Annotated in this window: 25 protein-coding genes; 6 read left to right on the top strand and 19 right to left on the bottom strand. The window is 72.0% G+C overall.

From position 1 onward, the window contains the following. Window positions 1–5: 5 nt before the first annotated feature. The 3 genes from ACWCPI_RS25190 to ACWCPI_RS25180 all read left to right on the top strand — a co-directional run bounded on the left by ACWCPI_RS25190 (window position 6) and on the right by ACWCPI_RS25180 (window position 2,698). Window positions 6–1,499 carry a phosphatase PAP2 family protein gene (locus ACWCPI_RS25190; protein WP_451040239.1) on the top strand — a complete coding sequence of 498 codons (1,494 nt, stop codon included), beginning with the start codon at window positions 6–8 and terminating at the stop codon, window positions 1,497–1,499. Window positions 1,500–1,651: 152 nt separating this feature from the next. Continuing rightward, window positions 1,652–2,485 carry a methyltransferase domain-containing protein gene (locus ACWCPI_RS25185; RefSeq protein WP_451040238.1) on the top strand — a complete coding sequence of 278 codons (834 nt, stop codon included), beginning with the start codon at window positions 1,652–1,654 and terminating at the stop codon, window positions 2,483–2,485. A gap of 42 nt (window positions 2,486–2,527) precedes the next feature. Beyond that, window positions 2,528–2,698: a hydrophobic protein gene (locus ACWCPI_RS25180; RefSeq protein ID WP_394721338.1), complete on the top strand. Its 171-nt coding sequence runs from the start codon at window positions 2,528–2,530 to the stop codon at window positions 2,696–2,698. A gap of 7 nt (window positions 2,699–2,705) precedes the next feature. On the opposite strand, the gene ACWCPI_RS25175 is transcribed toward ACWCPI_RS25180, so the two are convergent. The 13 genes from ACWCPI_RS25175 to ACWCPI_RS25115 all read right to left on the bottom strand — a co-directional run bounded on the left by ACWCPI_RS25175 (window position 2,706) and on the right by ACWCPI_RS25115 (window position 12,514). Continuing rightward, window positions 2,706–2,990 carry a gas vesicle protein K gene (locus ACWCPI_RS25175; RefSeq protein WP_388808149.1) on the bottom strand — a complete coding sequence of 95 codons (285 nt, stop codon included), beginning with the start codon at window positions 2,988–2,990 and terminating at the stop codon, window positions 2,706–2,708. Between the two features lies 1 nt (window position 2,991). Continuing rightward, window positions 2,992–3,174 carry a gas vesicle protein gene (locus ACWCPI_RS25170; protein ID WP_356570648.1) on the bottom strand — a complete coding sequence of 61 codons (183 nt, stop codon included), beginning with the start codon at window positions 3,172–3,174 and terminating at the stop codon, window positions 2,992–2,994. Beyond that, entirely contained in the window at window positions 3,171–3,968 is a 798-nt protein-coding gene (locus tag ACWCPI_RS25165; protein ID WP_451040237.1) for a GvpL/GvpF family gas vesicle protein, read from the bottom strand. The genes ACWCPI_RS25170 and ACWCPI_RS25165 overlap by 4 nt, the downstream gene beginning before the upstream one ends. Then, window positions 3,965–4,291 carry a gas vesicle protein gene (locus tag ACWCPI_RS25160; RefSeq protein ID WP_451040236.1) on the bottom strand — a complete coding sequence of 109 codons (327 nt, stop codon included), beginning with the start codon at window positions 4,289–4,291 and terminating at the stop codon, window positions 3,965–3,967. The genes ACWCPI_RS25165 and ACWCPI_RS25160 overlap by 4 nt, the downstream gene beginning before the upstream one ends. Continuing rightward, window positions 4,288–5,451, bottom strand: a complete 1,164-nt coding sequence (locus ACWCPI_RS25155; RefSeq protein ID WP_451040235.1) for an SRPBCC family protein — start codon at window positions 5,449–5,451, stop codon at window positions 4,288–4,290. Before ACWCPI_RS25155 ends, ACWCPI_RS25160 begins: the two co-directional genes overlap by 4 nt. A gap of 6 nt (window positions 5,452–5,457) precedes the next feature. Continuing rightward, window positions 5,458–6,090 carry a DNA primase gene (locus ACWCPI_RS25150; protein WP_451040234.1) on the bottom strand — a complete coding sequence of 211 codons (633 nt, stop codon included), beginning with the start codon at window positions 6,088–6,090 and terminating at the stop codon, window positions 5,458–5,460. A 5-nt stretch (window positions 6,091–6,095) separates the two neighbouring features. Then, a complete protein-coding gene (locus ACWCPI_RS25145; RefSeq protein ID WP_019760423.1) occupies window positions 6,096–6,359 on the bottom strand; it encodes a gas vesicle protein GvpG in 264 nt (87 codons plus the stop codon). A gap of 4 nt (window positions 6,360–6,363) precedes the next feature. Beyond that, window positions 6,364–7,134 carry a GvpL/GvpF family gas vesicle protein gene (locus ACWCPI_RS25140; protein WP_451040233.1) on the bottom strand — a complete coding sequence of 257 codons (771 nt, stop codon included), beginning with the start codon at window positions 7,132–7,134 and terminating at the stop codon, window positions 6,364–6,366. Continuing rightward, window positions 7,131–7,556 carry a gas vesicle structural protein GvpA gene (locus tag ACWCPI_RS25135; RefSeq protein ID WP_451040232.1) on the bottom strand — a complete coding sequence of 142 codons (426 nt, stop codon included), beginning with the start codon at window positions 7,554–7,556 and terminating at the stop codon, window positions 7,131–7,133. The genes ACWCPI_RS25140 and ACWCPI_RS25135 overlap by 4 nt, the downstream gene beginning before the upstream one ends. 76 nt (window positions 7,557–7,632) lie before the next feature. Then, window positions 7,633–7,965, bottom strand: a complete 333-nt coding sequence (locus ACWCPI_RS25130) for a gas vesicle protein GvpO (RefSeq protein WP_451040231.1) — start codon at window positions 7,963–7,965, stop codon at window positions 7,633–7,635. A 60-nt stretch (window positions 7,966–8,025) separates the two neighbouring features. Beyond that, a complete protein-coding gene (ligD, locus tag ACWCPI_RS25125) occupies window positions 8,026–8,955 on the bottom strand; it encodes a non-homologous end-joining DNA ligase (RefSeq protein ID WP_451040230.1) in 930 nt (309 codons plus the stop codon). Further along, complete coding sequence (locus ACWCPI_RS25120) at window positions 8,952–10,799, bottom strand: transketolase (RefSeq protein ID WP_451040229.1); 1,848 nt, start codon at window positions 10,797–10,799, stop codon at window positions 8,952–8,954. The genes ligD and ACWCPI_RS25120 overlap by 4 nt, the downstream gene beginning before the upstream one ends. Beyond that, window positions 10,796–12,514: an FAD-dependent oxidoreductase gene (locus ACWCPI_RS25115; protein ID WP_451040228.1), complete on the bottom strand. Its 1,719-nt coding sequence runs from the start codon at window positions 12,512–12,514 to the stop codon at window positions 10,796–10,798. Before ACWCPI_RS25115 ends, ACWCPI_RS25120 begins: the two co-directional genes overlap by 4 nt. 228 nt (window positions 12,515–12,742) lie before the next feature. Here ACWCPI_RS25115 and ACWCPI_RS25110 point away from each other — a divergent pair, with 228 nt between their 5' ends. Together ACWCPI_RS25110 and ACWCPI_RS25105 are read left to right on the top strand one after the other, a co-directional pair. Beyond that, window positions 12,743–13,699, top strand: coding sequence for an LLM class F420-dependent oxidoreductase (locus ACWCPI_RS25110; protein WP_451040227.1), 957 nt, complete (start codon window positions 12,743–12,745; stop codon window positions 13,697–13,699). 19 nt (window positions 13,700–13,718) lie between these two features. Further along, complete coding sequence (locus ACWCPI_RS25105) at window positions 13,719–14,810, top strand: enolase C-terminal domain-like protein (RefSeq protein ID WP_451040226.1); 1,092 nt, start codon at window positions 13,719–13,721, stop codon at window positions 14,808–14,810. Here the strand turns inward: ACWCPI_RS25105 and ACWCPI_RS25100 are convergent. After that, complete coding sequence (locus tag ACWCPI_RS25100) at window positions 14,807–15,862, bottom strand: SDR family oxidoreductase (protein WP_451040225.1); 1,056 nt, start codon at window positions 15,860–15,862, stop codon at window positions 14,807–14,809. The two genes, ACWCPI_RS25105 and ACWCPI_RS25100, sit on opposite strands and share 4 nt — an antisense overlap. A 5-nt stretch (window positions 15,863–15,867) precedes the next feature. Next, window positions 15,868–16,389, bottom strand: a complete 522-nt coding sequence (locus tag ACWCPI_RS25095; RefSeq protein ID WP_451040224.1) for a phage holin family protein — start codon at window positions 16,387–16,389, stop codon at window positions 15,868–15,870. 97 nt (window positions 16,390–16,486) lie between these two features. Here ACWCPI_RS25095 and ACWCPI_RS25090 point away from each other — a divergent pair, with 97 nt between their 5' ends. Then, the gene (locus tag ACWCPI_RS25090; RefSeq protein WP_451040223.1) at window positions 16,487–16,834 is read left to right on the top strand and encodes a VOC family protein; all 348 of its coding nucleotides are present in this window, start codon (window positions 16,487–16,489) and stop codon (window positions 16,832–16,834) included. Here ACWCPI_RS25090 and ACWCPI_RS25085 read toward each other — a convergent pair. The 4 genes from ACWCPI_RS25085 to ACWCPI_RS25070 all read right to left on the bottom strand — a co-directional run bounded on the left by ACWCPI_RS25085 (window position 16,825) and on the right by ACWCPI_RS25070 (window position 20,625). Further along, a complete protein-coding gene (locus ACWCPI_RS25085) occupies window positions 16,825–17,724 on the bottom strand; it encodes an arginase family protein (RefSeq protein ID WP_451040222.1) in 900 nt (299 codons plus the stop codon). The two genes, ACWCPI_RS25090 and ACWCPI_RS25085, sit on opposite strands and share 10 nt — an antisense overlap. 176 nt (window positions 17,725–17,900) lie before the next feature. Further along, on the bottom strand, window positions 17,901–18,455 hold the full coding sequence (locus ACWCPI_RS25080) for a GNAT family N-acetyltransferase (RefSeq protein ID WP_451040221.1): 555 nt from the start codon (window positions 18,453–18,455) through the stop codon (window positions 17,901–17,903). A gap of 78 nt (window positions 18,456–18,533) precedes the next feature. Then, the gene (locus ACWCPI_RS25075) at window positions 18,534–18,788 is read right to left on the bottom strand and encodes a DUF1049 domain-containing protein (protein ID WP_451040220.1); all 255 of its coding nucleotides are present in this window, start codon (window positions 18,786–18,788) and stop codon (window positions 18,534–18,536) included. 58 nt (window positions 18,789–18,846) lie between these two features. Continuing rightward, window positions 18,847–20,625, bottom strand: coding sequence for a CocE/NonD family hydrolase (locus ACWCPI_RS25070; RefSeq protein ID WP_451040219.1), 1,779 nt, complete (start codon window positions 20,623–20,625; stop codon window positions 18,847–18,849). Window positions 20,626–20,698: the final 73 nt, after the last annotated feature.

Raw genomic sequence — 20,698 nt, 5'->3', positions numbered from 1 at the left:
GGTGTATGAGTCCAGACGTCGACTTCACCGTTGCCACCCGCGGCCGGCATGCCCTGCGCGACCGCCTCCTCGCCCTCGACTCGCGGCTGTTCGAGTTCGCCGCCGAGCGGAACTGGCCGTATGCGGAGCCGGTGCTGCCGCGGCTGAGCCGGAGCGCGAACCACGGAGTGCTGTGGTTCGCGGCGGCCGCCGCCATCGCCGCGAGCCGCACCCCCAGGGCCCGCCGGGCGGCGGCCCGGGGCCTGGCCTCGCTGAGCCTCGCCTCGCTGACCATCAACACCCTCGGCAAGCGGTCGGTGCGCCGGCCCCGGCCGACCCTGGACCCCGTGCCGCTGGTCCGGCAGCTCAAGCGGCAGCCGATCACCACCTCGTTCCCGTCCGGGCACGCCGCCTCGGCGGCCGCGTTCGCGACGGGTGTGGCGCTGGAGTCGCCCGGCTGGGGTCTGGTGGTGGCTCCGGTGGCCTGGTCGGTGGCGCTCTCGCGGGTGTACACCGGCGTCCACTTCCCGAGCGACGTGCTGGCCGGGGCGGCGCTGGGCGCGGGTGCCGCGTTCGCCGTACGGGGCATGGTGCCGACGCGTGACCGGCTGGTTCCGCCGGCCCGGCCCCGTACGGACGTCCCGGCGCTGCCGGACGGAGAGGGCCTGGTCATGGTGGCCAACAAGGGGTCGGGCACCGCCGACCGGGTGCACGCCCTGCTGGACCTGCTGCCGCGTGCCGAGTTGGTGGAGTGCGAACCGTCCGACACCCGCGCCGAGTTGGAGAAGGCGGCGACCCGGGCCAGGGTGCTCGGTGTGTGCGGTGGTGACGGCACGGTGAACACGGCGGCGGAGGTGGCGCTGCGGCACGATCTGCCGCTCGCGGTGCTGCCCGGCGGCACGTTGAACCACTTCGCCCTCGACCTGGGCGTGGAGGACGAACGTGATCTGAGCCGGGCGGTCGGGCGCGGCGAGGCCGTGCGGGTGGATGTGGGACGGTTCACCAGCGGGGGGCGCCAGGGGCTGTTCCTGAACACGTGCAGCCTGGGGGTGTACCCGGAGCTGGTGCGCGAGCGGGACGGCTTCACGCACCGGGTCGGCGCCTGGCCGGCCGGGGTGCTCGCGGCCCTGCGCGTCCTGCGCCGCGAGCGGCACCCGCTGCACGCCGAGGTCGGCGGGCGGGCCCACCCGTTGTGGCTGCTGTTCGCCGGGAACGGCACCTACCACCGGGTGGGCCTCGCCCCGGCCCGGCGTCTGGACCTCGCGGACGGCGTGCTCGACGTACGGGTCGTGCACGGCGGCCGTCGGCCCGCCCTGCGGCTGCTCGCCGCCGCCCTCGCGGGTCCGCTGACCCGGTCCCCGGCGCACGCGGCGGTCCAGGTGGGGCGGCTGCACCTGTCGGGGGTCACCCGGGGCGCGCTCCTCGCCTACGACGGCGAAGTCACCGAGGTGGGGGGCGAGGTGACGCTGGAGAAGCTGCCGGAGGCGCTGACCGTCTACCGACCGCTGGCCGGTACGTGACCCCCGGTGGACCCCTCCGGTCCACTCGGAGACTCCCGTCCATACTGTGAAACAGCGGTCTCAACATTCGACATGAAGGCGTACGGTGTCGCGTACCGCCCGCGGGGCCGTGCGGCCCCTTGATCCGGTACGGCGAGACGAGGGGAACAGCCATGTCGAAGGCACGGGAACAGGCCCGGGAGACCGCTGTCTACACGCACGGGCACCACGAGTCGGTACTGCGTTCGCACACCTGGCGCACCGCGGCCAACTCCGCGGCCTACCTGCTCGGCTCACTGGAGCCGCACATGAAGGTCCTGGACGTCGGCTGCGGCCCCGGCACGATCACCGCCGACCTGGCGGCCCTGGTCCCCGAGGGCCATGTCACCGGCATCGACCGCGCGCCGGAGATCCTGGAGCAGGCCCGGGCCACGGCCGCCGGACGCGGTCTGGCGAACGTGGCGTTCGGGGTCGCGGACGTACACGCCCTGGACTTCCCGGACGACACGTTCTGCGTCGTCCATGCCCACCAGGTGCTGCAGCACGTCGGGGACCCGGTGGGCGCCCTGCGCGAGATGAAGCGGGTGACCAGGCCCGGCGGTCTCATCGCGGTCCGAGACTCGGACTACGCGGCCATGACCTGGTTCCCGGCGTCACCGGGGATGGACGCCTGGCTCGACCTGTACCGCCGCGTCGCCCGCGCCAACGGCGGCGAGCCGGACGCCGGACGCCGCCTGAAGTCCTGGGCACACCGGGCCGGACTCACGGACGTCACGGCCGGCTCCAGCACCTGGACCTTCTCGACGCCGGACGAGCGGGCCTGGTGGAGCGGCCTGTGGGCGGACCGGACGCTGGCCTCGGCGTACGCCGAGCGGGCCATCGAGGGCGGCCACGCGAGCAGGGAGCAGCTGCGGGCCGCCTCCGAGGCGTGGCGGCAGTGGGGGCGGCAGGAGGACGGCTGGTTCAGTGTGCTGCACGGGGAGATTCTGTGTCGGAAAGACGCCTGAATCGCGGTTTTCTGGAAACCCGTTGAGCAGGAGGTCAAAAAAATGGTTCCTATTCTGCTCGTGCTGCTTCTGGCTCTCATTCTCTTTGGTGCCGGATTTGCGCTGAAGGCACTCTGGTGGATTGCGATCGCGGTCCTCGTGGTATGGCTCCTGGGTTTCGTGATGCGAGGCACGACCGCGGCGGGAGGCAGGGGTCGCTGGTACCGGTGGTGAGGTGAGCTCACTCCCGGGGAAGCAGTGGTCCCAGCGGCCCGAGGTCCAGATTCAGGTCCTCGGGCCGCAGCCCGTAGCGCTCACGCAGCTCGGTCATGCGGTCGTCCAGCAGCATCAGCGTGAGCCCGATCCGTTCCTCCTGCTCCTCGCTCAGGTCCCCCTGGTCGAAACGGCGCAGCGCCTGGCGCTCCATGAGCTGGCGCAGCAGCTCGACCACCGTCAGCACGAGTTTGACGAGGTCGCGTTCGACGGTGTCGGGTTCGAGGTCGAGCCGGTTGCGGTGTGACGTCACGTCAGTCCCCCCACGGTGACGGTACCTGTTCGTTGACGGAGCTGATCAGCGCGTTCAGGTCGATGCGGACGAGGTCGACGTCCGCGATGCGCAGCGTGATGTCCCCCGTGACGACCACCCCGCCGGCCAGCAGCCGGTCGAGCAGGTCCACGAGGGCGATCTCACGGCGTTCGACGACGGTCACATCCCCTCCTCCGTCCGTTCCTCCGCGAACTCCGCCGTAAAGGAATAGGCCGCCCATGGCCCGGTGAGTTCCACCCGTATTCCCGGAGCGTCGTCCTTCTCCCGGTCCACCAGTTCCACGAATTCCTCGGAATCGGCGCGCGGCACCAGATAAGCGGCGTTGAGCACATTCTGCCCGGCCGCGCGTGAGAGAGCGGAGTTCTGCGGGGCGTGCAATTGGGATTCCTCGGCGAACGCGGAAAGCGTTTCGTGCAGTCGGCCCGCGAATGCGGCGGCCCGCTGCCAGACGTCCTCGCGGGCCCGGGTCTGCGAACGGCGCCGTCGCAGATAGTCCCGTCCCGACATGGCCTGCGCCTTGGTGGCGCCGCTGTCCGCGGACTCGGCGGACTCCGCGGGCTCCACGTCGGCGTACACCTTGACGCCCCACTCCACCCGCCCCTCAAGCCGGTCGAGGACGCGCCGGAAGTCCGCCTCGCGGGCCTCCATCATGCTGCGTACCCCGCTGTCGTCGCGGAAGACGGTGGCGAGCCGCAGCGGCAGCGGCGTCGTGACGACGGTAAGGGCGTCGATGACCTGCTGGTGTGCGCGGGCCGTCGCCGTGAGCCAGTCCAGGTCCTCCAGGTGGCGCCGCAGTGGCTCCTCGGCGAAGTCCGACTCGGGCACCGTACTGACGACGGCGACCAGCCCGTGGTGGGTCAGCTGCTTCGGCGGTGCCCCGGCCACCCCGCTCAGCTGGACCTGGAGCGGGGAGCGAAAGGGATGGCAGACGGCGTACACGTAGCGCAGTCCGGTCATGAGGCCTCCTCCTGTCCCCGGGCCGGCTCCAGCTGGGCCAGGCGTTCACGCAACTCGGCGTTCTCCCGGGCGAGTTCGTCGCGCCGGGCGCGGGAGGACAACGCGGGGTCGTCCTCCCACCAGTCGATGCCCATCTCCTTGGCCTTGTCGACCGAGGCGACGATGAGGCGCAGCTTGATCGTGAGGAGTTCGATGTCGAGCAGGTTGATCCGGATGTCGCCGGCGATGACCACGCCCTTGTCGAGCACCCGCTCCAGGATGTCGGCGAGGTTGGCGCCCCCGTTGTGGCCGTAGGGATCCGGCAGCCGACCGGGCGTCGTCATCGGCGGCTCCCGCCACCGGCGTGCTCGACCTCGTCCTCGTCCTCGAATTCCTCCTCGGGCTCGTACTCGGACTCCTCCTCGGCCTCGGGCTCCTCCTCGGCCTCGGGCTCCTCATCCTCGTACTCGCCCTCCTCCTCGTCCTCGTATTCGTCCTCCGGCTCCTGCTCGTCCTCCGCTTCCTCGTCCGCGTACTCGCCGTTGTCGTCCTCGGCGGCCGCCGTGTCGTCCTGCTCTTCCTCTCCCTGTTCTTCTTCGCGCGCTTCCTCTTCCTCCTCCGCCACCGCGTCCTCATGGCTGCGCACGACCTCGCCGTCGCGGATCTCGCCGCGCCAGCCGTCCTCCGCCTCTCCCTTGAGGGTGATGAAGCGGACGTAGTTCTTGAGGTCGAGGCGGGCACGGCGGCCCTGGGCGCGCCAGATGTTGCCGGTCTTCTCGAACAGGCCCTGGGGGTAGTACTCGATGACCAGCAGGACGCGGGTGAGGTTGTCGGCGAGCCGGTGGAAGGAGACGACGCCCTTGGTCGTGCCCTTCGCCCCCTCCGACGTCCAGGCGATGCGGTCGTCGGGCACCTGCTCGGTGGTGGTCGCCTTCCAGTTGCGGTTGGACCAGAAGACCTTCAGCTGCCAGTCGGACTTCGTGTCGTCGGCGCGGCTGGCGCTCTTGACACCCTTCGCGAAGGTGCTGAAGTCCTGGTACTGCGTCCACTGGTCGTACGCGGTGCGCAGCGGGACGCCGACGTCGACGTACTCGATGATGACGGTGGGCTTGCCGCCCGCCCCGCGCTTACGCTTGCCCTTGCCGCCGCCGCCGAGGTTCTTGAACGCGCCGGCCACGCTGTCCTTGGCCCGTGAGGCGCCGAGTTCCAGCGCGCTGCGCACCGGCCCCTTGCCCTCGGCGAGCTTGCGGCCGCCGTCGAGGGCCATCTTGGCGAGGCCGGGGCTGCGGCCCTCGGCCACGTCGGTCAGCTTGACCGTGGCCTGGCCGAGCTTCTGGCCGGCGCCGGTCAGCACGCGGGTGGCCTGGGCGGCGAGGTACTCGCGTACCTCCTCCTTGAGCCGGTCGGCGGCCTCGCTCTGGGCCAGGCCGCCGAGTGGACCCTTGGCCGCTCCCTTCGTCGCTCCGTTTGCCGCTGAGGTCGCTGATCCGAGTGTCTCGGTCATCGTTCGTCACCGCCCTTCGGCAGTCCGGCCCGCGCTGCGGGCGGCCCCGCGCGCTGCGGCCGTCTTCTTGCCGGCGGGCTTGTTCGCCGCCGACTTCTTGGCCGCGGTCTTCTTCGCGGCCGACTTCTTGGCCGGGGGCTTCTTGGCCGCGGCCTTCTTCGCGGGTGCCTTCTTGGCGGGGGGTGCCTTCTTCGCGGCCTTCCGACGCGGCTCCTCCTCGGCGCCCTCCGGCTCCTCGGCGTCCTCCGGCTCCTCGGCCTCCTCCGACTCCTCGGCGCCCTCCGGCTCCTCGGCCTCCTCCGGCTCCTCGTCGTCCGGCGTCTGCGGCGCCACTCCCGCCAGCTGGTCACGCACCTGTGCGGTACGCCCGTGCAGCCGGTCGGCGAGGGCGTCGAGCTGCCGCTCGACCATGGCGCCCGAGGCGGCCTTGCCCACACCGCGCAGATCCTCGCGCAGCTGGTCCCCGATCTCCTTGAACTGCGGATTGTTCTGCAGTTGCTGGGACACCACGTCGGCGATGGCCCGTGGAGTCAGCTGCATCCGCTTGCCGGCCACCAGAGAGCCGATGGCGAACGCCAGCTTCATCTTCTTCGTACGTCCGAGGACGTATCCGGCCCCTACCGCGAGGCCCAGTCCCATTCTGTTCATCGTGCCGTCCCATCGCTTGCCCGTCCCGTGCGCGCGAGCCCGGTCTCCAACCGGTCGAGCAGTTCGTCCTCCTGGCGGTCGAACTCCTCCTCGGTGATCTCACCCGCGGACAACTTCTCCTCCAGCGCGGCCAGTTCTGCGCGCACGGCGGCCGGGTCGTAGTAGAGGCGTTCCGCCTCCTGCACCACCTGTCTGATCACCCATGCGCTGCCGCGCACCGGGGCGAACGGCAGCAGCAGTACCTCTCCGATCAGTCCCACGGCCTCACTCCTCCGCGCTCTCCGCGCCGATCGTGGTGCCCGCGGGCTCGGCGGGGCCGGGTTCGACGAAGCTGTACGGCGGCAGAGGGCCGTTCACCCGCAGGTCGAGGTGCGGATGGCCCTTGCGGAGCTGCTCCACGGCGGCGAGGAACGTCTCCACCCCGTCGCGGTCCACCAGGAAGGACACGTTGGCGAGCCAGCCGGAGGAGTCGGGGCCCACGCTGACCGCGTCCGCGGCCGGCTCCAGGGTGTGCCGCACGTCGGTGGCGTCCTCGGCCTCCTGCGCCTTGACCGCGGCGACCACCATCTCGCCGAGCCGCAGCCGGTCGTCGTAGGAGCCGCCGCCCGCCTGCCGGTTGGCCTCCGTCAGGGCCCGGACCTCCGGGTTGCCGGCCATCACCCGGTGCAGCACGGCCTCCTCGACGTGGGTGGCCTTGACGTTGTACTCGACCTTGCCGTCCAGGGCCCGCAGGCGCTCCTGGTAGTGGTCCGCGCGTTCGGCGAGGACCGAGGTGACCGCTTCGTCGTCGGGGGCGACGCTGCCGAACCGCATGGGCAGCACACAGCCGTTCGCTCCCACCTCGGCGAGTACGTTCGAGTGCGCGAGCAGTTCCTTGCGCTTGGGCCGCAGCCCTTCGGGGGCGTCGCTGACCAGGGCGGCCAGAGCGCCCTCCTTCAGTACGCGGACGGGGCGCGGCGGGTCGCCGACGCCGCCGAAGTCCTTCGGCAGCTCGGGATGCGAACTCGCGGTGATGCCGTACACGTACGTGCTCACTCCTGCTCCTCCTTCCGGCGCGTCGAGGTGGACTTGCGGGCACGCGGCCTGGGCTCGCTCTCGCCTTCCTCCCGCGCCTGCTTGAAGGCGTCGGAGATGGTCTGGGCGGCACCGGACAGCGCCCCCTTGGACTTGCCGCGCGCCCCGGACTCGGTGATCTCCCCGACCAGGTCGGGCAGGCCCGGGTTCTTGCGCGGCCCGGCCTCGAGGTCGAGCCGGTTGCACGCCTCGGCGAAGCGCAGGTAGGTGTCGACGCTGGCGACGACCACCCGGACGTCGATCTTCAGGATCTCGATGCCGACGAGGGAGACCCGGACGAAGGCGTCGATGACGAGCCCCCTGTCGAGGACGAGTTCGAGAACGTCGTAGAGACCGCTGCTGCCGCCTCCGCCTCCGGTCTGCTGTGCCGGTACTACGGTCATGCCGGCCGTTCCTCCTTGTCCGTGAATCTGTCCGTGAATCTGTCTGGGGATGGTGTGAAGGGCGTGGGCGGGCGGCCTACCGGCCGCCGGACCTGCGCGCGTCCGAGCGTCCGCGTTCGTAGCGGCGGACACGGCGGTAGCCGGTGAGCTGCCCCTGGTGATCGAGTTCCACCTGGTAGCTCGCCATCAGGCTCATCGTGTCGGGGACACGGGCCAGCTCCAGGACCTCGATCTCCAGCGTCCAGCCGTCCTCGGTCTGCTCGAACGAGGACACCGTCTCCGCGGCCATGCCGGTGAGCTCGGCCAGCTGGGCGCGCGCCTGGCGCAGCACCTCCATGGGGCTCGGGTTGCCGTCCGCCGCACCCTGTCCTTTTCTGGATGTTTTATGGGTGTTCTGTGAATCAGTCATGTGCACCTCCAACGGCGAGTGGCCCGACAGGCGTTGGCCAAACCCACGAGTTTTCGTGGTTCAGCCACGCAGTGCGTCCAGCCGGCGCCGTGCCGGGCCCAGGGCACGGCCGCGTCCCATCACCCCCGCCCATGGGTCGGTGCGGGCCTGTTCCCGTGCGTCGGCGATGCTCCAGCGGCGGGCGTCGAGCCTCGGGTCGTCCAGGTCGTCCCAGGTCAGCGGCGTGGCCACCGGAGCGCCTGGCCGGGCACGGACGGTGTACGGGGCGACCGCGGTCTGCGCGTACGCGTTGCGCTGCACGTCGAGGTAGAGGCGCTCGCCGCGGTCCTTCTTGCGGGCGGCGGTGGTGAGCCGGTCCGGGTGGGCGTCGGCGAGGGTGTCGGCGACGTCCCGGGCGAAGGCGCGCACCTCGTCGAAGTCCTGCTGACCGGTGAGGGGCACGACGATGTGCAGCCCGCGTGAACCGGTGGTCATCGGCGCCGACGGCAGCTTCAGCGTGTCCAGCAGTTCGCCGAGCAGCCCGGCCGCCTCCCGCACCTGTCCGAAGTCGTCGTCGGCCGGGTCGAGGTCGAAGACCAGCCGGTCGGGCCGGTCGAGGCTGTCGGCGCGTGAGAGCCAGCGGTGCAGGGTGAGGCAGGCCTGGTCGGCGAGGTGGACGAGGGTGGCGGTGTCGTCGCAGACCGTGTGGCGGACGGTGCCGTCCTCCTTGGTTACCTCGACCCGGGTGATCCAGTCCGGGTAGTGCTCGGGGGTGTTCTTCTGCATGAACGTCGGTCCGTCGACGCCGTCGGGGTGCCGCTCCAGCATCAGCGGTCGGCCCCGCAGATGCGGCAGCATGAAGGGGGCGACGGACCGGTAGTAGTCGACGAGGTCGCCCTTGGTGTACTCCTTCGCGCCCCCGTCCCCGGGGAAGAGCACCTTGTCGACGCGCTTGACCTCGACCGTACGGCGACCCGCCCGGACCTTCCTGGTGTCGCCGTCGGCGGTCATCGTACGACCGCCTCCTCCACCAGCAGCTTGCCGGCGGCGGCGATGGCCGCGGCGTCGATGCCGGCGGCGTGCAGCTGCTCGTCCGGGGATGCCGAGCCCGGCATCGTGCGCACGGCGAGCCGCACCAGGCGCGGCACCGGGCGCCCGTCGAGGAACGCGTCGAGGACGGCGTCGCCGAGGCCGCCCTCCTCATGGTGGTCCTCCACGGTGAGCAGGCAGCCGGTCTCCTCGGCGGCCCGGCGCAGGGTGGCCCGGTCGACGGGCTTGACGGAGTACAGGTCGATGACCCTGACCTGGATGCCGTCGCGGTCCAGGGCGTCGGCGGCGGCGAGCGCCTCGTGCACGGTGACGCCGGCCGCGACGACGGTCAGCCGGTCGCGGTCACCGGAGCGCAGCACCTTGCTGCCGCCGACGGGGAACTCCTCGTCGGGCCCGTAGATCACCGGGCTGTTGCCGCGCGAGGTGCGCAGGTAGCGGACGCCGTCCAGGCCGGCCATGGCACCGACGAGCTTGGCGGTCTGGTTGGCGTCGCACGGGTACAGCACGGTCGAGCCGTGCACGGCCCGCATCATGGCCAGGTCCTCCAGGCCCATCTGGCTGGGGCCGTCCTGGCCGATGGCGACACCGGCGTGCGAGCCGACGAGGTTGATGCCGGCGCCGCTGACCGACGCCATGCGCACGAAGTCGTGGGCACGGGTCAGGAAGGCGGCGAAGGTGGAGGCGTACGGCACCCAGCCGCGCGTCGAGAGCCCGACCGCGGCGGCGACGAGCTGCTGCTCGGCGATGTAGCACTCGAAGAACCGGTCGGGGTGTTCCTTGGCGAAGAACTCGGCGCGGGTGGAGTCGCTGACCTCGCCGTCGAGGGCGACCACGTCGGAGCGTGCGGTGCCGAGCGCGGCGAGCGCCTCGCCGTAGGCGTTGCGCGTGGCCACCTCCTCCCCCTTCTCCCAGCGGGGCAGCTCGAGGCCGCCGGTGTGCACGGCGTGCAGCATGCGGGCGGCGGGCGGCTCGTGGACGCCGACGCGCAGGTCGCGCGGCCCGCCGAGTTCGGCGATCGCCTCGTCCGCGTCCGGCAGCGGCTTGCCGTGCAGCCCCTCGCGGTCCTGGACGCTCTCGACGCCCTTGCCCTTGAGGGTGCGGGCGAGGATGACGGTGGGCTGTCCGGTGGTGGACCTGGCCTCGCCGTACGCCCGGTCGACGGCGTCCACGTCATGGCCGTCCACCTCGACCGTGTGCCAGCCGAAGGCCTGGAAGCGGCGGGCGTAGGCGTCGAGGTCGTGGCCGTGCCGGGTCGGACCGCGCTGGCCGAGCCGGTTCACGTCGACGATCGCCGTGAGGTTGTCCAGTTCCTCGTACGCGGCGTGCTCGGCGGCCTCCCAGACGGAGCCCTCGGCGAGTTCGCTGTCCCCGCACAGCACCCACACCCGGTACCCGGACCGGTCGAGCCGCTTCCCGGCGAGCGCGATCCCGACACCGATCGGCAGTCCCTGCCCGAGCGATCCGGTCGCCGTCTCCACCCACGGCAGCCGGCGCGGGGTGGGGTGCCCTTCGAGACGGCTGCCGATCTTGCGGAAGGTGGTCAGTTCACCGTCCTCGATGGCACCGGCCGCCTTGTAGACGGCGTACAGCAAGGGCGAGGCGTGGCCCTTGGACAGCACGAAGCGGTCGTTGGCCGGGTGGGCGGGCCGCTCGAAGTCGTAGCGCAGGTGGTTCGCGAACAGTACGGCGGCCAGATCGGCGGCGGACATCGACGACGTCGGATGCCCCGATCCCGCGGCCGCGGCGGCCCGCACACTGTCCACCCGCAACTGCTGGGCCAGCTCGACGAGTTCGGCGGTGTTCATGTGTCTCCTTCCGTGGTGGTGCGGGAGCGGGCTGGTTCGGCGGGGTCGTCGGAGGCACCGGAGTGCGACGCGCGGGCCGCTCGCAGGTCGGCGCGCGTCACGGGGCCGGGGGCTTCGGGGTGCTTGCCGGCATCCGCGTCCTGGAGGGGGCCGGACGGCTGCGCACCGTTCGGTGCCGCGCGCTCGTCCGTGCCTTCGGCGGGCTCACCTCCGGGCTGGTTCCTCGCGGGCTCACCTCCGGGCTGGTTCCTCGCGGGCTCACCACCGGGCTGGTTCCTCGCGGGCTCATCCTCAGATCGACTCATCGCGGGCTCCCCTCCGGACCGTGCCTTCGCGGGCCCGCCCGTCTCCTCGGTGGCGCCCCTCTTGCCGCCGTCGGCCGCGGCCGCCCCGGCGGCCCCCTTCCCCACCCCGTCAGGCTTGCGCACCAGCTCCGGCGAAGCCGTGTCCAGCGGTACGGCCCACGACCGTACGAGACCCAACTGCACTGCCTGGCGCGGCAGTACGGCATCCAGGAACCAGTCGGCCGCGACCCGGACGCGGTTGCCGGGCATCGCGGCGAGGTGGTAGCCGCGGGTGACCGCGCCCGCCGCCACACCGGACAGGTGGACGCCGAGCGGATTGGCGGCGGCCTTGACGCCGCCCAGGTCCACGACGAACCCCATGTCGCGGTGGCGGTAGGCGCGCCGCTCGCCGATCCCCAGGGACGCGGCCACGTTGTGGGCCACGGTCCTGCCCTGCCGCCAGGCGTGCTGAGCGGTCATCGGGGTGTACTGTCCGGGCTTGGCCAGATCCGGGACGGCGGCCGCGTCCCCGGCGGCGAACAGCTCCGACCGGCCCGGCACCTGAAGATGCGGGTCGACGAGCAGACGGCCCCGTTCCAGGGGCAGTTCGAGGGACTCGGCGAGCGGATCGGGCCGTACGCCGACGCACCACACCAGCGTGCGGGTGTCGACGAACTCGCCGTCGGTCAGCAGAACGCCCTCGTGCGTGGCCTCCTTGACGGAGGTGCCCATCCGCACGTCCACGCCCCGCTGCCGCAGCACCTGGTCGGCGGTGCGCGAGAGCCGCTGGTCGAGTTCGGGCAGGACGCGGTCGGCGATGTCGAGCAGCATCCAGCGCGGCCGCATGCCGGACCGCAGGGGGTGCTTGCGCACCTGGGCGTCGGTGAACAGCTGGCCCTGCGCGGCGACCTCCGTACCGGTGTACCCGGCGCCCACGACGACGAAGGTGCACCGTGCCGAGCAGGTCGCGGGGTCGTCCGCGGTCGCCGCCAGCTCCACCTGCCGGGTCACGTGGTCGCGCAGGTACAGCGCCTCGGGCAGCCCGCGGAAGCCGTGCGCGTGCTCGGCGACACCGGGGATGGGCAGCAGCTTGTTGACGCTGCCCGCGGCGAGGATCAGCCGGTCGTAGGACAGGGTGCCGCCGTCGCCCTCGGGCCCGGTGTAGTGCACGGTCCGCCCGTCGAGGTCGATGCCGTCGGCCTCGCCCAGCACGAGCCGTACGTGGGGCAGGGTGCCGGACAGGGAGACGGTCACCCGGCGTGGCTCCAGGATGCCCGCGGAGACCTGTGGCAGGAGGGGCAGGTACAGGAAGTAGTCGGTCGGGTTCAGCAGGGTGATGTCGGCACGGTGCCTGGTCAGCCGGGACAGCGTGCGGGCCGCACGGTATCCGGCGAATCCGGCGCCGACGATCACGATGCGGGGTCGACTCACGGTTGGCCTCCGACGTTTTTGATGGCTGGTTCGCCTGCGGGCGTCTTCAGCCCGGTCGCGTACCTCGCGAGCCTTCCGCGTCCCCCTGGTCGGGGCCGCCAAACGTGGGCCCGGGCGGCGGCGCCGCCGTCCGGCAGGTGGAACCGGCAGGACCGGTTTCCCGGCGGGGCGCCGGGTACCCGGACGGCGACCGTCCCCGCCGCCGCGGCACTCCCGGAGGTGTCCCCCATGCCCGAGTACGGCTACTTCCTGGCGACCGAGGAGTTCCGCCCCGCCGACCTCGTCGAACAGGCACGGATGGCCGAGCAGGCCGGGTTCCAGTCGCTGTGGATCTCGGACCACTACCACCCGTGGAACGACGCGCAGGGCGAGAGCCCCTTCGTGTGGTCGGTGATCGGCGCAGTCTCGGAGGCGGTGTCGCTGCCCGTCGAGACGGCGGTGACCTGCCCGACCGTGCGGATCCATCCGGCGGTGGTGGCGCAGGCGGCTGCGACCTGCGCGGTGATGACCAACGGCCGCTTCCGGCTCGGCGTGGGCTCCGGAGAAGCCCTCAACGAGCACATCCTCGGCCATGTGTGGCCGCCGGCGAGTGTCCGCCTGGAGATGCTGGAGGAGGCGATCCTGATCATGCGCCGGCTGTTCTCCGGCGAGGAGATCAGCCACTACGGCAGCCACTACCGGGTGGAGAACGCCCGCCTCTACACGGTGCCCGACGAGCCGGTCCAGATCGACGTCTCCGGATTTGGTCCGGAGGCCACGGCGCTGGCGGCCCGGATCGGGGACGGCTACATCACGATGATGCCGGACGAGGAGCTGGTGACCCGGTTCCGCAAGGGCGGCGGGCACGGCAAGCCGGTCATGGGCGGCACGAAGGTCTGCTACGGCAGCGACCGCGACGAGGCCGTGCGCACGGTGCGGCGGCTGTGGTCCAACCAGCTGCTGCCTGGCGAGATGGGCCAGATCCTGCCCTCGCCGCGCCACTTCGAGCAGCTGGAGCCGCTGGTCACCGAGCAGATGGTGCGTGAGAACACGGTGTGCGGGGACGATGTCGAGGAGCACGTGGGCGCCCTGAACGCCTTCGCCGAGGCGGGCTTCGACCGGATCTACGTCAACCAGATCGGCCCCGACCAGCGGGGCTTCTTCGACTTCTACCGCACGAAGGTGCTGCCGCAGCTGCAGCGGTGACGAGGGGCGGCATCCGGCGATGAAACTCCGTCTTCCCGTCGTCTCCGTGTACACGGTCCCGACCGACGCCCCCGAGGCGGACGGCACGCTGTCCTGGAACGCCACGACGGTGGTGATCGCCGAGGTCACGGCGGGCGACGCCACCGGCACGGGCTGGACCTACGGTCCGGCGGCGATCGGCGACTTCCTGCGGGACCACCTCGCTCCCCTCGTCGAGGGCCGCGACGCCCTGGACATCCCGGCCGCGCACGAGGCGATGTGCCGCGCGATCCGCAACGCGGGCCGCGCGGGCGTCGCCGCGTGCGCGATCTCGGCGCTGGACATCGCGCTGTGGGACCTCAAGTCCCGCCTGCTGGAACTCCCCTTGGCCCGCCTGCTGGGCACGTGCCGGGGACGCGTCCCGGTGTACGGCAGCGGCGGCTTCACCACGTACCACGACACCCACCTGGTCGCGCAGCTCAACGGCTGGGTGCACGGTCAGCACATCCCGCGCGTGAAGATCAAGATCGGCGAGGAGCGGGGCGGTGCGGTGCTGCGCGACGTGGCCCGGGTCCGGGAGGCACGCGAAGTCATCGGCAACAAGGCGGAGTTGTACGTCGACGCGAACGGCGCCTACACCCGCAAGCAGGCGGTCCGCATCGGCCACGCCCTCGCCGAGCACGGCGTCGGCTGGTTCGAGGAGCCGGTGTCCTCGGACGACCTGACGGGTCTGCGGCTGGTCCGGGACGCCCTGCCGTGCGACGTCACGGCCGGCGAGTACGGCTACGACCTCCCGTACTTCGCCCGCATGATCACCGCGGGGGCGGTCGACTGCCTCCAGATCGACGCCACGCGCTGCGGCGGCCTGACGGAGTTCCTGCGTGCCGCCGCCCTGGCCCAGGCCCACGGCCTGCAGGTCTCGGCGCACTGCGCCCCGCACGCCCACGCCGCCGCTGCCGCCGCGCTGCCCAACCTCCGTCACATCGAGTGGTTCCACGACCACGTCCGTATCGAGGACATGTTCTTCGACGGCGCCCTGGACCCCACGGGCGGCACGATCACTCCCACCCAGGGCATCGGCCACGGTCTGACACTGCGAACGGAGGAGGTCGAGCAGTACCGGGTGGCCTAGGGTCGGCCGTTCGGATGCCGACGCGCCGGGCGGGTGAGGCGTCGCGCGGCCAGGATCCCGGCGCCGAGGGTGAGCGCCCGCCCCATGCGGCCGCGATTGCGGGAGAACCACACCTGAGGGCTTAGCCGGTGGGACTCCTCGTCGAAGCGTCCACGCGCCCCGAAGTCCCGTCCGTGCGGCCCGTCCGCCGGGGTCCACAGGTTGCCCGGGCCTTCCGGCTCGCCCTGGTCCTGCTGGGCGTCGAAGCCGGTCCGGGCCAGGTAACGGTCCAGGAAGCCGGGAGCGATCGCGTTGGTGATCAGCGTGGCCGCCGTGGCACCCCCCACCCAGTACTCCCTGCGCCTTGCGTGCTGCGCGGCATGCACGATCGCCCGTGCCGCCACCTCCGGCTGGTACACGGGCGCCACCGGACGGACCCGCCCCGGCAGCCGGTTCAGCACCCAGTCGAACTGGGGGGTGTTGACGGCCGGCAGCTGCACCATCGTCGTACGCACCCGGCTCCCCCCGTGCAGCAGCTCGCACCGCAACGACTCGTTGAACCCCTGGATGGCGTGCTTGGCCCCGCAGTACGCCGACTGCAGCGGAATCCCCCGGTAGGCCAGCGCGGACCCGACCTGCACGATGGTGCCCCGGCCGCGCGGCAGCATATGGCGCAGGGCGGCTCGCGTGCCGAACACACAGCCGAGGTACGTCACTTCGGTCACGCGCCGGAACTCGTCCGGGGTGACCTCGGTGAAGGGCGCGTAGATCCCGGCGAAGGCGTTGTTGACCCAGATGTCGATGTGCCCGAACGCGTCGACGACCTGCTGGGCCGCGTGCTCGACGGCCTTCGCGTCGGCCATGTCCACGGGGACGGCCAGGGCCTCGCCCCCGGCCCGTTGCACGTCGTCGGCCGCCGCGGCGAGTCCCTCGCGGCCGCGTGCCAGCAGGGCGACCCGGTCGCCGCGTGCGGCGAAGGCCAGGGCCGCGGCCCGGCCCACGCCGCCGCTGGCCCCGGTCACCACCACGGACCTGCCCCGCCGGGGCAGGTCCGCCTTCCACGGCTTGCGCACGCGTGTCACGCCCGGTGATGCGGCTGTTCGGGGTCGATGTCGTCAGGGCCGGAGGTCTGCGCGCCGGGCGTCCCCGGCACCGCGGCGGGTGCTCCGGTCCCGGGCGGGCCCGCCGGCATCGGCGGGTACGGCAGGCCGAGCCCGCTGGGCGGGGTGGCCGGGGCGGTGCCGCCGACGACGCGGTGGGGCGGCGTGGTGGCCGTCTCGGCCCCGTGCCCCGGCGTCGGACGGGAGGCGGAGGGACGTGCCGCACCCCGCAGCGCGTAGGCCACCGCACCGAGGATCGCCGCGGTGATCAGCGCGGCGGCCCAGTCCGGGAGCCCGGCCGCGAGGCCCAGCCCCAGGGCGAGCGCGAGGGCCGCGCCCGCGTAGAGGGCGACGGCGCCGGACGCGGCGTACAGCATGGCCCGGCGGCGCTGCCTGCGCGTCTGCTCGCGCAGTTCGTCACGTACCGTCTCGCGCGCCACCTGCGCCAGCTCGTCGACCAAGTGCTTGTCGAGATGCTCAAGGTGATCCAAGCGGTCCATGGCCACCGAGTACCCGTACAGGCGTACGCATAACGGGGAGTGAGGGGATCGCGTGAAACGATCTCCGTCCGCGGCTGCCCCCAACTAGGCTCTGGGCATGGAGATTCTGGGAGCCACGCTGCGCGTGTGCGTCGACGATCTGGAGGCCGCGGTCCCCTTCTACGAACGCCTCGCGGGCGGCACGGCCCTCCGCTTCGAACGCGGGGGCGTGCAGGTGGCCGCGATCGGCTGCTTCCTGCTGATGAGCGGTCCCGAGGCGGAGCTGGAGGTGCTGCGCAAGGTCGCGGCGACGATCGCCGTCAAGGACGTCGAGGAGACCCACCAGGTGCTCAGCGAACTGGGTGCCCGGATCATCGCCGGCCCGGTCCCGACGCCGGTGGGCCGCAATCTGATCGCCATGCACCCGGACGGGGTCGTGTACGAGTACGTGGACCGTCAGGCCTGACCGAGGGCCGCCACCACGATGTCGGTGAGCAGCGCCCCCGCCGTGCCCTCGGGGTCCAGGTCGGGGTCGTAGATGGTGACGTTGAGGCCGACGCAGTGCGGTGAGGCCAGCAGCGGCTCCAGGAGCGCGACGAGTTCCCCGGGGGTGAGGCCGTCGGGGTCGGGACTGTCGACGGCGGGCATCACGGACGGGTCGAGGACATCCGCGTCCAAGTGCACCCAGTACCCGTCCAGTTGCGGGATCTCGAACGCCTGCCGGGTCACCGAGGCGAGCGTCCCCGCCCCCCATTCCCGTACGTCACCGACGGTCACGACGGGGATCCTGAGCTCGGCGAGTTCGGCACGCTCAGCCTCGAAGCAGTCACGGATGCCGAAGTACCGCACATCCTCGTCCCGCAGGTAGGGCCCCAGCCCTTCCAGGTTCGTCAGGTCCTCCTGCCCCCGCCCGGTGGCCAGGGCGACCTCCTCGCCGCCGGCCGCGCCGACCCGGTCGGAGTTGCCCGGGTGCCGGAAGTCGGGCGAGGCGTCCAGCACCGCCAGGCCGTACCGGCCGATGCGGCGCAGCGCCAGGGCCGCGCCCAGGTTGATGGAGCAGTCGCCGCCCAGCACGACGGGGAAGTCCCCGGCGCGTACATGATGCTCGATGCGGTCGGCGAGCCTGCGGGTGTAGGCGGCGATGGCCGCCGCGTTGAAGACTCCGTCGCCCTCCTGCCAGTCCCCGCGGTCGTAGCGCGGCGGCACCACCACCCCGCCCTCCGACGCCCTGAGTCGCTGGACGATCCGCTGCTCGCGCAAGGCGCCGGCCAGCTTGTGGCAGCCGGGCACGGTGCCGGGAGCGGGCGGGCGCAGGCCCAGGTTGGAGGGGGCGTCGAGCACCACGAGATTCGGCATGCGGCCCATTCTCGCCGAACGTGGAGTCGGCCCTCGACGCCACGACCCGAGCGGAACGAGCCAGCCGGTCACGAGCGTGCAGCAGACCTACCGGGTGATCGTCCGGGGCGCATGGGACCGTCGCCGCTCAAGCACGTGCCGAAGCGGTACCCGGTGGTCTCTCGGCACGATGAAGATCAACCGGAAGCCCGCATCTCGACCGTGAGCGCCCACCGTTCGTGGTCGCGCCAGGCCCCGTCGATGAAGAGCATGTTCGGCGAGAAGCCCTCCAGCCGGAATCCGCAGGCGCGGGCAAGGGCGATCGAGGCGGTGTTCGCGGGCTGCACGTTGATCTCCAGCCGGTGCAGCCGCATCGGCCCGAAGGCGTGCCCGATCACGAGGTCGAGCCCCTCCCGCATCAGTCCGCGCCCGGCGGCGTGGGCGAAGGCGCCGTAGCCGAGGGCGCCGCTGAGGAAGGCGCCCTCGACGATGTTGTTGATGTTGATGAACCCGGCGATGCCTCCGCCGTCGTCCTTCGCGCAGACCAGGAACCCCGCCTTGCTCGGGTCCTCGATCAGCCGCCCCGCGTAGGCGGCGTACGCCGCGGCGCCGTCCGGCGGGGAGAGCCAGGGGTGGTGCAGTTCCTTGCTCTCCCGGGCACGGGCGGTGAACTCGGCGGAGTCCTCGTAGGTGAAGTGACGTATGCCCACGCGGGGGCCTTCGGCGAGATAGCGGGTCGCGGGATGGGGCATTGCGCCAGCCTACGACGGCGCGCCCGGGCGTGTCGTTCGGATCGGATCGCTCACGACGCCCCCTAGGTCGTGTCCGACCTAGCGGCGCCGGCTCATGAAAAGCACCCCGAGCAGCACGCCGACGACGCCGACGCCGAGCAGTGCCAGCCACAGCGGCATCGTCACCAGTGGCACCAGCAGCCGGATCTCGGTCGTGCGGGTGTTCTCGAAGATGAAGACCAGGGCGAGGGCGAGGAGCACCAGCACGGTGATCCCCTTGGGGGTCAGCGCCTCGCGCCACCCGGTTCGCGTCCCGCCCGCCTTCCTGTCTCTCCGCGTGGTCTTGGCGGTCATAGGACCAGGATGCTCCCGCGGCCGCGCTCACGCATGGTGAGCACGGCCGCGGGGTGGCTCAGCCGATCACCGGCAGCCGGAGCACCCCGGTGTCCCCGGGTGCGCTGACCACGGTCACCGGCTTGATCCCTCGGTTGCCGAAGTACGCGTCGTCGCTCGCCGCGACCACGAACCGCAGCCGGTGGCCCTGCTGGTACCGGTGCACGATCCCCGGCAGCGTCACGGTGAAGCGCTTCCTGACGTCGGGCACGCGCACGGGCGCGACCAGCCGGTGCACCAGCGTCTGCTTTCCGTCGGGCGCGACGTCGTACAGCTTGGCGAACAGGACGAGCTTGTCCGCGGCGTCCCGGGAGTGCTGGGTACGCTCGGCCACCGGGGAGACGACCTTCAGGGTGGCGCGGGGAGCGCCCACGACGTCCGTCGTGCGGGTGAGCGGCTCACTGGTCCAGGCGAGGTGGGTGCCCGGGGTGTCGTACGGCGCCGGGTCGGGGAGCCCGAGCATGCCGTACAGCGAGTTCTCCGAATGGCTCGTGGGGACCGGCCAGTTGGTGTACGTACGGCTGCCGCGGGCCACCTCGGCGCGGTGGTCGACGAGCTTGCCGTCGCCGGAGAGGTGGAGCGTCCGGTTGGGCGTGGGGACGCGGTCGGCGGTGGCGTAGGTGCGGTCCGGGTCGGTGATCCAGTCCCTGCGGTAGGCGAAGGCGGGCCCGGTGTCGACGCTGTTCCCGCGCAGGTGGCGGTCGAACCAGGCGAGGATGCGCCGGCCGACGTAGCTGGTCTCCAAGTTGCCCTGCGCGAGGTTGAGTTCACCGGTGGCGGGTGCGGTGAGGCCGCCGCTGTGGCCCCAGGACTGCCAGATCATCTTCGTCGGTGTGCCCTGGGCCTTGAGCGTCCGGTACGTCGCCGTGGCCTCGTTGAGGTTGAAGAGGCTGTCGGCCTGGCCCTGGACGAGGAGGGTGGGCGCCTTGACGCGGCTCAGGTAGGACACCGGCGAGACGCTGCGCGCGTAGGAGAGCAGTTCGGCGGTCTGTTTCGCCGGGTAGCGGCCGGAGTTGAGTGTGCGGATCGTCTCGCAGGCCCTGGTGACGAAGTGCAGGCAGGCCAGGGCGTTGATGCGGGAGGGGTCGAGGTTCGGCTCCAGCAGGGGCTGGCCCTCGCCGATGAGGTAGAAGCCGTTGGCCCACTGCCACTTGAAGGCGCCGGGCACGCCGCCGCTGCCGACGGCGTTGTTCGGGTCGAGGGAGTAGGCGAGGTCGTGCCACGTGATCATCGGTACCAGCGCGTCGACGCGCCGGTCGACGGCGGCCGTGGCCAGCTGGACGGCCCCGCCGTAGGAGCCGCCGATCATGCCGACGCGTGGGTCGCCGGGTGCGTCGAGGGTGACGAAGTCGGCTCTGGTGCCGTCGTCCGCGGCGCGTCGGCCGCCGAGGAAGTCGACGAGCTGCGAGGCCGCGGCACCGTCGATCCTCGGGTCGTCCAGCGAGATCAGGCAGCCGGACCGGCCGAAGCCGAGCCCGGAGTAGACGAGGGAGACGTATCCGCGCTGGGCGAAGGCCCTGCCGATGGCGTCGGTCGAGCCGTCGGACTTGCTGCCGCCGAAGCCGTTGGTGGCGAGCACGGCGGGCGCGCGGTGGCCGCGGTCGGCCCCCGTCGGACGGTACAGGTCGGCGTCGACGGCGCAGGTCCGGCCTCCCGCCTGGACGGTGAACCTCAGTGCGGTGACGGTGAACCGGCCGTCCGCGGCGGCGGCCGGGGCGGTGAGCGCGAGGGGTGCGGTGAGCGTGGCGCCGAGGACGAGAGCGAGAAGGGCTCGGGATCTGGGCACACGACGGGACACGAAGACCTCCACACTGAGGGCAACCCTGCATACCGACCGGTAAGTACCAGCCGTTGTCATGGTGTGACACGTG

The organism is Streptomyces sp. NPDC001920, assembly GCF_053594495.1.
Note: the sequence above shows the minus strand (reverse complement) of the source record. Positions and strands in the feature narration are given on the sequence as shown.